Consider the following 13,150-nt stretch of genomic DNA (forward strand, 5'->3'; position numbering starts at 1 on the left):
GTCCATGGACACCCGCATCGTCGAGCTGGCAGGCGGCATCCGGGCGACGCTGATTCATCAACCGCAGGCGACGCGCGCGGCGGCGCTGGCGCGAGTGAGCGCCGGAAGCCATCACGAGCCGCAGCGCTTCGCCGGGCTGGCGCATTTACTTGAGCACCTGCTGTTCCGCGGCGGCCAGGGCTATCAGGACGACGAGCGGCTAATGGCCTGGGTCCAGCGCCAGGGCGGCAGCGTTAATGCCACCACGCTGGCACGCCACTGCGCCTTTTTCTTCGACGTTGCCGCCGATAGCCTGTCCGACGGCGTGGCGCGGCTGCGCGATATGCTGCAGTCGCCGCTGCTTTCCCTGCATGACGTTCAGCGTGAAGTCGCGGTCATTGATGCGGAAAACCGGCTCATCCAGCAACACGATGGCGCAAGGCGTGAAGCCGCGGCGCGCCACGCGATGGATGCACCGGCGGCGTTTCGCCGCTTTCAGGTGGGCAGCCAGGACTCTCTGGGCCATGACGCGAAAGCGCTTCAGGCCGCCCTGCGCGACTTTCACCGCCGCTACTATGTGGCCGGGCGGCTGCAGCTGTGGCTACAGGGGCCGCAGGCGCTGGATGATTTAGCCGGGCTTGCCCATACCTTTGCGGCAGGTTTTGCTTCAGGTGAAGCGCCTGAAGCCGCGCCGCCGCTGCGCCTTAGCGCGCCAGCGGAGTATGAGCTGGCGGTGGCGGAGCGCCCCGCCCTGTGGCGCTGCCCGACGATCCGGTTAAATGACAACGTCGCTCTGTTTCGGGAATTTTTACTCGACGACGCCCCCGGCAGCCTGATAGCCGGACTACGGGCGCGCGGGCTGGCCGAAGACGTAGGGTTAGACTGGCTTTATCAGGATGACGAGTGCGGCTGGCTGGCGATTACGCTTGGCGGCGAGCAGCATGAAGCCATAAACGAGCAGGTGACGCACTGGCTGCGGGCGCTAGAGCAAACGACGGCGGAGCAGCAGCGGCACTACTACCGGCTGGCGCAGCAGCGTTTTAGCGCCCTGTCGGCGCTGGAGCAGCTGCGCCAGCGGGCGTTTGGCTTTGCGCCCGGCGCGTCGCCCGCCGGTTTTTCCGCCTTCTGTGCCGATCTGCTGGCGGCGCCAGCCTCTTATCTGGCCTGCAAAGAAATGGACGTCGATGAAGCTATCGTCAGCCAGGGTTTTGCCCTGCCGCTTCGCCGCTGGCGGCGTCAGCGGGCTTCGGATAAGCCCATCGCGTTTACGTTCTACCCGCAGAAAGCGTCAGGCTCGGCGCCACCGCTGCCCGCCGAAGCCGTTCCGCTGCTGCATGTGTCCCCGCAGACGCAGCCGCCAGCGCTTGTCCTGCGCAGGCCTTTTTATTCTCGCGTTGGCTGGTCTGAAGGGGTGGCGATCGGCAGTCAGTTACGCCCTCTCCTTGCCGGGCTGCGCCATGTCGGCGGCAGCGGCGAGTGGCAAACGGTCGACGGCAGCTGGCAGCTTACCCTGCGGCTGCCTGACTCCCTCGCGGTGGCGGAACGCATTATCGGGGGAATAGCAGAGTGCCTCGCGCGTCCCGCACCGGCTATTACGCCAGCGGCGGAAGGCATTGCGATCCGTCAGCTCCTTCAGCAGCTGCCTGAACGCCTGGCCCCGGCTTCGCCACCGGAAGGCTGGCTGGCGGCGTTAGCCGGCGGCAGCGCCGGGGACGCGCGCCGGGCAGGCCGGCTGCTTGCCCTGCTTGACGCGCCGGTAAACGCTGACGGCACGCCGCCTGGCGGTTTTCCGCGCGGGATCGAACGAATCCCGCACGCCAGCGCGGATTCGGCACTGCTGGTGTTTATCCCCCTGCCGCCGGGCGCGTCGCTCGCCGCGCTGCGGCTGCTGGCGCTGTGGTGCGAGCCGCAGTTTTTCCAGCGCCTGCGCGTGGAGGAGCAGATTGGCTACGTGGTCAGCTGTCGCTATCAGCGCGTTGCCGACCGGGACGGCCTGCTGCTGGCGTTACAGTCGCCTGACCGCTCGCCCCTGAATCTGCTGGGCTGCTGTAAACGTTTTTTGCGTGAGCTGACGCAGTGTGATGAGGCGACGTTCGGCGCATTGCGCCAGAAGCTGGCGGCGGAGACCCGGTCGGCGGGGGATGCCAGCGCCACGGCACTGGCTGCCCTGCGCCAGCGCTATGGTTTACCGGTACTGACCCCGCAGGCCATTGACGCTCTGCAACACGACGAGGCGATCGCGCTGGGCCGCGAGATGGCCCGCCGTCGCCGCAGCTGGCGGGTGCTTTTCACTGGCTGACCTGAACCGTCCCCTTCTTCATCTTCATGATGCTTACGCCAAAAAAAAGCCCCGTACTAAGACGGGGCCTGGCTGCTTTCGCGGTTAGTTATCCAGCGCGTAGGCAATCACGTAGTCTCCACGATCCGGCGACTGGCGCGCGCCGCCGGCGGAAATCAGGATGTACTGCTTGCCGGTTTTCGGTGAAACATAGCTGATAGGGCCGCCCTGGCTACCCACAGGCAGGCGCGCTTTCCACACTTCTTCACCCGTAGACGAATCGAACGCGCGCAAGTAGTAATCCTGGGTTCCGGCAATGAACACCAGACCGCCCTGCGTGGCCAGCGTACCGCCCAGCGTCGGCATACCGACAGGCATCGGCATACGCATTTTAATCCCAAACGGCCCGGTATCCTGAACGGTACCGACCGGCACCTGCCAGACGATTTTCTGCGTTTTCAGATCGATAGCGGACAGGGAGCCAAACGGTGGTTTCTGGCACGGAATGCCCAGCGGTGACATGAAACGGTTTTTGTTAACCGAGTACGGCGTCCCCTTCATGGGAACGGCGCCCATCCCGGCGTTTACGGCTTCACCGCCCGTGTTGGCCACCGCGCTTTGCGGATCCTGCTTAATCAGCTGAACCCACAGGCCCAGGCGCATGTCGTTGACGAAGATATACTGGTTGTTCGGATCCGTGGACAGACTGCCCCAGTTCATTCCACCCAGCGAGCCCGGGAAGCTAAGAGAAACATCGGTTCCCGGCATCGTGTACAGGCCGTCATAACGCATTGATTTGAAGCTGATACGACAGGCCAGCTGGTCGAACGGCGTAGCCCCCCACATATCCGATTCCTTCAGGGTCTCCGCGCCAATCTGCGGCATACCCACGGAGCGCGGCTGCGTTGCTGGATACTGTTCGCGCGGAATATCGGCCGGTTTTACCGGAACCTCTTTCACTTCCGTAAGCGGCTTACCCGTCAGGCGATCGAGGACGTAAATTTGCCCCGCTTTGGTGCCCACCACCACCGCCGGCTTGTTGCCCTCTTTGGTCGGGAAATCAACCAGGCTCGGCTGCATCGGAATATCGAAATCCCAGAGGTCGTTATGCACGGTCTGGTATACCCACTTCTCTTTCCCGGTAGTCGCATCCAGCGCCAGGATTGAGGTGGCGTATTTGTGATCTTCCGGAATACGGTCAGCGCCCCACAGGTCGACGGAGGAACTTCCCATCGGAATAAACACGGTATTCATCGACGCATCCCAGGACATAGGGGCCCAGGAGTTGGCGGAGCTACGTTTGTAGTGTTCGCCCGGCTTCAGAACGTAGTTCGGATCCGGATTACGCGGATCGAACGCCCAGCGCAGCTGGCCCGTGATCACGTCATAACCGCGCACCACCCCGCCCGGCATATCGGTGCTAACGTTATCTGCAACGCGCCCGCCAACCACAATAGTGGTCCCGGCCAGGGTTGGGGCCGACGTCAATACATAGGTTGGATCTGACGCGTCGCCCATCCCTTCATGCAGGTTGACGCTGCCGTTAGTGCCGAAATCAGGGCAGAACTTCCCGCTGTCGGCGTCTAAGGCCATCAGCTTACCGTCAATGGTATTCATCAGGATGCGACGCTGGCACGCTGCGCCCGGCGCGACCTGCGCCGGAAGAACCGGCGTGGAGCCAGCCACGGTCGGCTGCGCCAGCGGTTTAGTGGCATCAAAGTACGCCAGGCCACGGCAGCGCATCCAGATTGCAGACTTAGCGTTGATTTCCGCTTTCCAGATCTCTTTGCCGCTATCGGCATCCACGGCGATCACGTTGTTATGCGGCGTACACAGGAAGACCCGATCGCCTACCTGCAGCGGCGTCTGCTGATCTTCTGCGCCATTGCCGTCCGGGCTTTCCGGAACGTCGCCGGTGTGGTACGTCCAGACCGGCTTCAGGTTTTTCACGTTGTCGCGGGTTATCTGGTCCAGCGCGACAAAGCGGCTGCCGCCGGCAGTGTTGCCGTAGTGATCCCAGTTTTGCTGTTTCGCATCTTCTTTGACCGGCACCAGCGGGCGTTTTTCGCCGCTGAAGGCCACGGTCGGATGGGGTTGAAACATCTGAACAAAGGTGACGCCCATGGCGATAATAAGAACCGCGCAGACTCCCCACGCCCCTTTTGCACAGGAAGATTTACCTTCACGTTTACGCAAGGCAGGCCAGGTTGCTGCAGCCAGCAGCATCAGCCCGGCGGGCAACATTAAGCGGGAAACCAGCGGCCAGAAGTCTGCGCCAGCATCGAAAAATGCCCAGATCAGGGTGCCAAGAAACACCAGGGCGAACAGCAGCACGGCGGAGGACTTCCGGCGGAAAAACTGAATTGCCGAGAGCAGGATGAAAATACCGGCAATGAGAAAGTACCAGCTGCCCCCAAGGGTAACGAGCTTAAAGCCGCCGACGGCAAAAAACAGCCCCGTCACAAGAAGTATCACACCGACCAGCAGGCACCACAGCCCCAGCCAGCCGGATGTGCGGGGATTATTGTCTAACATAAAAATGAATCTCCTGATTTCTTTATAAAACAAGGCTAAATTGACAGCTACGATGCTTTAGCCCTGCACAACACAAATTGTTCGTATGCGAATCATAAATTAAAAATAGCGCGCAGACAAAATGTATTACGTCGAAAGAAAATAAAACCAGCGAAATAGCAGGGGCTTATCGGGGTGAAATAATTGAATATCGCTAAATAACTCCCCTGCTCTGGAATATTTGACCGGCCAACAGTTGCTTATTCGAAGAATATCAGGGATCCACGGCGGAGCGGGCATCATCACATCAGATTTTTACACCCTGGCGCTCAGCCAGCAGATTTAATTCGATAATACCCTTACCCCGGCACGGGAATAAAGATGAAATAAGTTTCAGTAAGAAATTATTAATCATTTTATTGAATGCAGCGCGCTGCAAATTCGCTCATTATCAAAACGGAAAATATTATTTTATGCATAAAAGCGAATTCACGGCGTCGACAACAGAAACACTATCTTAACACTTGCTCAAGACTTAATACGCAAAAACCATAAAAACCACATCACTGCACGCTCACTATGCATTGACTTTCAAACAAGACTAGCGCATATTTTACAGCACAAATTAACAAGACAATTTCTGGAGAACGTTTTCTATGCCAGCCCGTGATTATCCCGATAAGCGCGTAGCTCGCGGTTTAGCAAAGGAGGCAGAGCTGAGGATGTTAAGCGCCCGTATCGATCCGGCGCTGATGGAGTACATCCGCATTACGGCGTATGAAACACGTAAAAGTAAGCAGGAGATCGTGGCGGAAGCGTTAGCGCTTCACCGTCAGAAAAGCCAGATGGGCTCATAAAAAAGCCCGGAAGGATGCCGGGCTTTCGTTGATGCCGGGACTAATCCACCAGCGAATTTAACGTCTCCAGCGCCTCAGGCGGCAGCACCAGTTCCGCTGCCGCCAGGTTTTGCCGCAGATGCGCCAGCGACGAGGTACCCGGGATCAGCAGGATATTTGGCGAACGTTGCAGCAGCCACGCCAGCGCCACCTGCATCGGCGTTGCGTCGAGTGAATCCGCCACCGCCTGTAGCCCGGAAGACTGCAGCGGGGTAAAGCCTCCCAATGGGAAGAACGGCACCCAGGCAATCCCCTGCTGCGCCAGCGAATCGACTAACGCGTCGTCGCCGCGATGCACAACGTTGTACATGTTCTGTACGCACACCACGTCAACTAGCTTCTGCGCTTCGGCGACCTGCGAAGCGGTGACGTTACTTAACCCGATATGACGAACCAGCCCCTGGTGCTGCAGCTCCGCGAGGGTGCTCAGCGGCGCGGCGATCGATCCCTCCGCCGGCCCGTGGGCGCTGAACATGATCCGCAGGTTAACCACGTCCAGCACGTCCAGCTTCAGGTTTCGCAAGTTGTCATGCACCGCCTTCGTCAGCTCCTGGGCGGAAAACGCCGGTAGCCAGGAGGCGTCATCCCCGCGCCGGGCTCCAATCTTGGTCACGATAGTGAGGTCATCCCGATACGGGTGAAGCGCCTCGCAGATGAGCTGGTTGGTCACATGTGGACCGTAAAAGTCGCTGGTATCAATGTGATTTACCCCCGACTCCACCGCCTCACGCAGCACCGCCAGCGCCGCCTGCTTGTCTTTTGGCGGGCCAAATACGCCAGGCCCGGCAAGCTGCATTGCGCCATAGCCAAATCGTTTAACCGTACGCGTTCCGAGCGTGAACGTTCCGCTTTTATCAATGCTGCTCATGCTGACCTTCCTCGTGAAAAATGATCCGGATTTACAACAGGTTCCGCAACGAAACCATTAGTTAAGCAATAGTAAAATTAAAGTTTAAATTCGCTACGACGATAGTATTGATGTAACCCTGCACCTTCTCTTACGGACGACCGCTATGCTGAAAAATCTGCACGTGATTACCGGTATTATCTTTGCACTCACCATATTCTGTCTGATGCAAGTTGTCACGGGAGGGTTGTTCTACTCTGCCGTGAATAACGATCGACATAACTTCCAGAACTCCGGGGTGCTCAATGCCCAACAGGAGAGCCTGAGCGACAGCGTAAACACGCTGGTTAAAACGCGCGTCACCGTTACCCGGGTGGCGATCCGCTACCTGAAAAACCAGCGCGATCCCGCGTCCCTTGCGGCAATTAATACCCTGCTCGGCACCGCGAACGCCTCGCTGACCAGGGCCGAAACCTATTATAAAAACTGGCAGGACATACCGCAGGTTAACGGCCAGAATGCCGCGCTCACCGCAGAGATGCAGAAAGCGTGGAATCACATGCACGAGGTGATGCGCCTGTCGATTGAGTATCTGCGCGCCGATAACTATCAGGCCTATGGCGACCTGGACGCCCAGCAGGCGCAGGACGATATGGAAGCGGTGTACGCCCGCTGGCGCGCTGAAAACAACGTCCTGCTGAAAGCCGCCGCTGAAGAGAACCAGAGCAGCTTTACCCAGATGCAGTGGACGCTGGCGACGATCTTCCTGACCGTCATCGCCGTGCTGGTGGTGATCTGGCAGGGTTTGCAGCACCTGCTGGTAAAACCGCTTAAGACCATCATGAACCATATTCGCACCATCGCGAGCGGCGATCTGACGCAAAACGTCGATATTTCCGGACGCAACGAAATGGGCCAGCTGGCCGCCGGCCTGCACGAGATGCAGCGGTCGCTGGCGCGCACCGTCAGCGCCGTGCGCGGCAGCACGGACTCCATCTACACGGGCGCAGGTGAAATAGCCGCCGGGAGTAACGACCTGTCTGCACGAACCGAACAGCAGGCCGCCTCGCTGGAGGAGACCGCCGCCAGCATGGAAGAGCTGACAGCCACGGTCAGGCAGAACTCCGACAACGCCCGTCAGGCCACGCTGCTGGCGAAGAACGCCTCCGAAACGGCCGCGCGCGGCGGCCAGGTGGTGGATAACGTGGTGCGCACCATGAACGATATTGCCGACAGCTCGCGGCAAATCGCGCATATTACCGGCGTGATCGACAGCATTGCCTTCCAGACCAACATTCTGGCGCTCAACGCGGCGGTTGAGGCCGCTCGTGCGGGAGAACAGGGCCGCGGCTTTGCGGTCGTGGCAGGCGAAGTGCGCACGCTGGCCAGCCGCAGCGCGCAGGCGGCAAAAGAGATCAAGGGGCTTATCGAGAACTCCGTCAGCCGGGTAAATACGGGCTCTGAACAGGTGAGCGAGGCGGGTGCGACCATGCAGGAGATCGTCGCCGCCGTAACCCGCGTCACCGATATTATGGGTGAAATCTCGTCGGCGTCTGACGAGCAGAGCCGGGGTATTGAGCAGGTCAGCCTGGCGGTCTCGCAGATGGACAGCGTAACGCAGCAAAACGCCGCGCTGGTACAGGAGTCGGCAACCGCGGCAGCGGCGCTGGAGGATCAGTCTGAACAGCTGCGCCAGGCGGTGGCGGCATTCAGGCTGAACGCCCAGGAAGCCACTGCATCTCGCCCTAAAAACGTAAAAACGCCCGTACTGCTGCGCCCGTCAACGGCAGGGGCGAACGCGTCAGACGCTAACTGGGAAACCTTCTGAGTCACGGGCGGGCGGGCATATCGCTCGCCTGCCCGATCAGCGGCTGCGCTTGGCGTGGCGCTCCCAGTTCTCCCGCTTCGCGTCATCTGACTTACGCAGCGAGACGTAGCATGTTCCACTGCCGCCGTGGTGCGGCTGCGCTTCGCAAAATGCCTGCACCTCGTCAAACTCGGTCAGCCAGCGCGCAAGATAGCTGCGCACCACGTTCGGGTGAGACTTCTGCTCTCGCCCTTTACCATGCACGACGATCAGATTGCGTAAACCGTCGCGTCCGGCCTGGCGAATAAAGGAATACACCATCTGGCGGCACTGCTCCACAGGCTGGCGCAGCAGCGTTAAGCTGGCCTGACGGGAATATTTGCCGGAACGCAATTTTTCAAAGACTCCCTGCTGTACCCCTTCACGCTGGAACATCAGCGGTTCTTCAAGCGGCAGCAGTTCCAGAAATCCCAGCGTCAGAAAATTGTCGAGCTGCTCAGTATCGATCTCCTGACGCGCCCGCGCGTTGCGGCTCTGCTGCCAGTGAATATCCGCGCAGCGTTTGAGCGGCTGGACATCCTCCATGGCGTCAAGAAAAAGTGATTTGTCGTCAGGGTTCATGGAAATCCTCCGGCTGCATCTGAGCCTGTACTATACCTGCGCCCGATACGGGTCTCAACAACCCCGGGTAAGGGCAAATATTTACCCGATGAATATATATAAATATAACCCGAAAAATATTTAATCGAAACTTAACGTAAATTTTAGCCTTAATAAATAAAATAATTTACGTTAAAAATTCGTGAAATCAGTCACTCAACGCCCTTCTCTTTTAAAGAAAACCTGTTATAACTTATTAAACCTGCCAAAGGGATAATACATGTAGGATCCCCGAAAGGATGCACGACCGTGTGTACTGTAGGGTCTGTCTGATGTCGGGCAGACTCTATTTTTTTATTGTCGATATTATCAGCAAATAATATTTCTGGCTTCCCTTCTGAATAGCGTTATTAACGATTCGGCAAGCGGGGTCTGGCGCGAATCTCGTCGCTGAATTAAATAATATGCCGCTTTGGGAAGGGATTCGGCAACCGGCAGCATCACCAGACGGTGCGCCAGCAGCGGGTCACAGCCCAGCTCCTGCGGCAAAATGCTGATAAAGTCACTTTGCGCCACCAGGCTAATACAGGAAGAAAAGGTCTCACAGACTACGCCAATTCGCGGTATTTGCGCGCGGTGGGTAAAGATATCCTGCAGCTGCTTATAATAACTTCCGCGAGGGGTTGGCATTGTCCAGCTATATTGCAGAAGTTCATTAATGGAGGTTGCTCCCGTCGCCGGATGCCCTTCCCGACAAAAAACGGCAAACGGTTTTTCAAACAGCTTTTCAAACGTAAATTCGTGATCGTACGGCCCCTGATAATAGGTGTTGATGGTAAAATCCAGCTCGCCCTGGCGTAACTCATTTATCATCGATACCAGCTGGCCTTCCATAATTCGCACGTTGACCTGAGGATGCCGCGCGTGAAAGCGCGTAATCACTCTCGGCATCAGGCTGCGTGAGATGCTTGCCCCCATGCCTATGCTGATCTGCCCCGCGAGCTCGCCCTGACGTTGGCGGATGTCATCCTGCGCGGCGCGCAGCTCTTCCAGAATCAAATTTGCGCGGTGGTAAAACCCTTCCCCGCACTCGGTCAGGGCGACGCCTTTGCTCCGGCGCACAAACAGCTGCGCCGCCATCCCCTCCTCCAGCTCTTTGATGGATTTGGTCAGCGCGGGCTGCGAGAGGTTAAGCGTCCTGCTGGCGCCGCGAATGCTGCCCTGGCGCGCCACTTCAACAAACGCCCTGATTTGATGAAATTTAATCTGAAATGACATATCGCGACCGATAACCGTTGTTTATCAGAGTAAAGAAACTGTCATCTACTTTAATGGAAAGGGATGTGCGAGGGTAATTCCTGAACGGTTAAAACTGTGAAAAATCGGTTAGTGATAAGTAAAAACTATCACAGCGTGAAGCAGTTCACATATTTTAATGATGACAGGAACAGATATGGACACACTGGCGCAGTACATCCAGACGTTAACCCCACAGCTGAGCGCGTGGCGTCGCGATTTTCACCATTTTGCGGAATCCGGCTGGGTAGAGTTTCGTACCGCGGCGAAGGTGGCGGAAATCCTCAACTCGCTGGGTTACGAACTGGCGATGGGCCGCGACGTGGTGGACGCCGAAAGCCGAATGGGTTTGCCCGACGATGCCACCCTTTCGCGAGAGTTTGACCGGGCCCGCGCGCAGGGCGCGCCCGAGAAATGGCTCGCCCCGTTCGAGGGTGGATTCACCGGCATCGTCGCTACCCTGAATACCGGCCGTCCCGGCCCGACCCTGGCCTTTCGCGTGGACATGGACGCGCTTGATCTGAGCGAGGCGCTAGACGACAGCCATCGCCCGTTCCGCGAGGGTTTTGCCTCCTGCAACCCCGGCATGATGCACGCCTGCGGCCACGACGGGCACACCACCATCGGACTGGGTCTGGCGCGGGTGCTTAAGCAGAATGAAGCGCGGCTCAACGGCACCGTCAGGCTGATCTTCCAGCCCGCCGAAGAGGGCACGCGCGGCGCGCGCGCCATGGTAGCCGCAGGCGCGCTGGACGGCGTGGACTACTTTACCGCCATCCACATAGGGACCGGCGTGCCTGCCGGAACGGCGGTCTGCGGCAGCGATAACTTTATGGCGACCACCAAATTTGACGCGCGCTTTACCGGCGTCGCCGCACACGCGGGCGGTAAGCCGGAGGATGGCCGTAACGCCCTGCTCGCGGCGGCCCAGGCCGCTATCGCGCTGCACGGCATTGCGCCCCACAGCGAAGGCGCGTCCCGCGTCAACGTGGGGGTGATGCAGGCGGGCAGCGGACGCAACGTGGTGCCCGCCTACGCGCTGCTTAAGGTTGAAACCCGCGGCGAAAGCGACGCAATTAACCAGTACGTCTTTGACCGCGCGCAGGCGGTAATTCACGGCGCAGCGGCGCTTTACGGCGTATCGGCTGAGATAAGCCTGATGGGGGCGGCGACCTCCAGCGCCCCCTCTCCGGCCTGGGTCGACTACCTTCGCGAACAGGCAGGCCAGGTTTCCGGCATTGCTCACGCCATTGACAGGGTCAACGCGCCTGCCGGCTCCGAAGATGCGACGCTGATGATGGCCCGCGTGCAGCAGAACGGCGGAATGGCCTCCTACATGGTGTTCGGCACCGGGCTCAGCGCCGGACATCACAACGAAAAATTCGATTTCGATGAGCAGGTGATGAACGTTGCCATCGAAACGCTGGCGCGAGCTGCGCTTAATTTCCCGTGGACGCGAGGTGTGTAATGCAGGAGAACTACGCTTTTATCGCCGATGCCATCGACACGCGATGTCGGACGTTTACCGATATTGCCGACGACATCTGGGATCATCCCGAAACGCGTTTTGAAGAGTTCTGGTCAGCCGAACGGCTTGCCGGCGCGCTGGAGGCCGAGGGCTTTACCCTGACGCGGGAAGCCGGCGGCATTCCCAACGCCTTTATTGCCAGCTACGGCAGCGGCAGGCCCGTTGTTGCCCTGCTGGGCGAGTACGACGCGCTGGCAGGATTAAGCCAGCAGGCACATTGCGCGACGGCGCAATCCGCCACGCCGGGGGCGAACGGCCACGGCTGCGGGCATAACCTGTTAGGTACCGCTGCCGTCGCCGGCGCGGTGGCGGTGAAAAGCTGGCTGGAGCAGCACGGCGGCGGCGGAACGGTGCGTTTTTACGGCTGCCCGGGCGAGGAAGGCGGCTCAGGTAAAACCTTCATGGTGCGTGAAGGGTTATTTGACGATGTGGACGCCGCCGTCACCTGGCACCCGGAAGCCTTCGCCGGGATGTTTAACGTCAGCACGCTGGCCAATATTCAGGCCGCCTGGCGGTTTAAGGGGATCGCGGCCCATGCGGCAAACTCTCCGCATCTGGGACGCAGCGCGCTGGACGCCGTGACGCTGATGACCACCGGCACCAACTTCCTCAACGAACACATCATTGAGAAAGCGCGCGTCCATTACGCCATTACCGATACCGGCGGCATTTCCCCCAACGTGGTGCAGGCGCAGGCGGAGGTGCTGTACCTGATCCGCGCCCCGGAGATGGCCGATGCGCAGCAGATTTACGAACGCATCGAGAAAATCGCCCAGGGGGCGGCGATGATGACCGAAACCACCGTCGAGTGTCGCTTTGATAAAGCCTGCTCAAGCTATCTGCCAAACCGCACGCTCGAGGCGGCGATGTACCGCGCGTTGCAGCATTACGGCACGCCGGCATGGACGGAAGAGGAGCGGGACTTCGCCCGTGAAATTCGGGCTACGCTGACCCCGAACGACCTGCAAAACAGCCTGAAAAATATTGCCGCCACCGGTGGGGAGTTGGGTAAAGCCTTTGCACGCCGTCACCAGGAGACGCTGCTGGTGGATGAAGTCGCCCCCTATGCCATCACCGACAACGTGCTGGCAGGGTCAACCGACGTGGGCGACGTCAGCTGGAAAATGCCTGTCGCCCAGTGCTTCAGCCCCTGCTTTACCGTTGGCACGCCGCTGCATACCTGGCAACTCGTGGCGCAGGGGCGTACCTCCATTGCCCATAAAGGCATGCTGCTGGCCGGAAAAGTGATGGGGGCCACGGCGCTCAACCTGCTACAGGATGCCGACCTGCTGAATAAATGCCGTGAAGAGTTCGAACAACAAACACAAGAAAAACCGTACGCGTGTCCGATCCCACCGGGCGTGACGCCGTCACCTTTAAAATAAAAAAACACAACACAACAACA

Annotated in this window: 9 protein-coding genes; 5 read left to right on the plus strand and 4 right to left on the minus strand. The window is 59.1% G+C overall.

The features are described from left to right. Positions 1 to 4: 4 nt before the first annotated feature. Positions 5 to 2,278 (plus strand): pyrroloquinoline quinone biosynthesis protein PqqF, encoded by a 2,274-nt coding sequence (gene pqqF, locus IM304_RS02135; protein ID WP_193356168.1) that lies wholly within the window; start codon positions 5 to 7, stop codon positions 2,276 to 2,278. Between the two features lie 84 nt (positions 2,279 to 2,362). Here the strand turns inward: pqqF and IM304_RS02140 are convergent, their stop codons facing one another. Continuing rightward, on the minus strand, positions 2,363 to 4,792 hold the full coding sequence (locus IM304_RS02140; RefSeq protein WP_193356169.1) for a membrane-bound PQQ-dependent dehydrogenase, glucose/quinate/shikimate family: 2,430 nt from the start codon (positions 4,790 to 4,792) through the stop codon (positions 2,363 to 2,365). A gap of 635 nt (positions 4,793 to 5,427) precedes the next feature. On the opposite strand from IM304_RS02140, the gene IM304_RS02145 reads away from it, so the two are divergent. Beyond that, complete coding sequence (locus tag IM304_RS02145) at positions 5,428 to 5,628, plus strand: hypothetical protein (protein WP_148418813.1); 201 nt, start codon at positions 5,428 to 5,430, stop codon at positions 5,626 to 5,628. A gap of 40 nt (positions 5,629 to 5,668) precedes the next feature. On the opposite strand, the gene IM304_RS02150 is transcribed toward IM304_RS02145, so the two are convergent. Then, entirely contained in the window at positions 5,669 to 6,535 is an 867-nt protein-coding gene (locus IM304_RS02150; protein WP_193356170.1) for an aldo/keto reductase family oxidoreductase, read from the minus strand. 145 nt (positions 6,536 to 6,680) lie between these two features. Here IM304_RS02150 and IM304_RS02155 point away from each other — a divergent pair, with 145 nt between their 5' ends. Continuing rightward, positions 6,681 to 8,342, plus strand: a complete 1,662-nt coding sequence (locus IM304_RS02155) for a methyl-accepting chemotaxis protein (RefSeq protein WP_148418817.1) — start codon at positions 6,681 to 6,683, stop codon at positions 8,340 to 8,342. A 36-nt stretch (positions 8,343 to 8,378) separates the two neighbouring features. Here the strand turns inward: IM304_RS02155 and smrA are convergent, their stop codons facing one another. Then, positions 8,379 to 8,942 (minus strand): DNA endonuclease SmrA, encoded by a 564-nt coding sequence (smrA, locus tag IM304_RS02160; protein ID WP_193356171.1) that lies wholly within the window; start codon positions 8,940 to 8,942, stop codon positions 8,379 to 8,381. Between the two features lie 348 nt (positions 8,943 to 9,290). Beyond that, a complete protein-coding gene (locus tag IM304_RS02165; RefSeq protein ID WP_193356172.1) occupies positions 9,291 to 10,199 on the minus strand; it encodes a LysR family transcriptional regulator in 909 nt (302 codons plus the stop codon). A 175-nt stretch (positions 10,200 to 10,374) separates the two neighbouring features. On the opposite strand from IM304_RS02165, the gene IM304_RS02170 reads away from it, so the two are divergent. Then, positions 10,375 to 11,685, plus strand: a complete 1,311-nt coding sequence (locus tag IM304_RS02170; RefSeq protein WP_193356173.1) for a M20 family metallo-hydrolase — start codon at positions 10,375 to 10,377, stop codon at positions 11,683 to 11,685. After that, positions 11,685 to 13,130: a M20 family metallopeptidase gene (locus tag IM304_RS02175; protein WP_193356174.1), complete on the plus strand. Its 1,446-nt coding sequence runs from the start codon at positions 11,685 to 11,687 to the stop codon at positions 13,128 to 13,130. Before IM304_RS02170 ends, IM304_RS02175 begins: the two co-directional genes overlap by 1 nt. The last annotated feature ends 20 nt before the right edge of the window (positions 13,131 to 13,150 follow it).

The organism is Enterobacter cloacae complex sp. P40C2 (assembly GCF_014930695.1).
Taxonomy (GTDB): domain Bacteria; phylum Pseudomonadota; class Gammaproteobacteria; order Enterobacterales; family Enterobacteriaceae; genus Enterobacter; species Enterobacter pasteurii.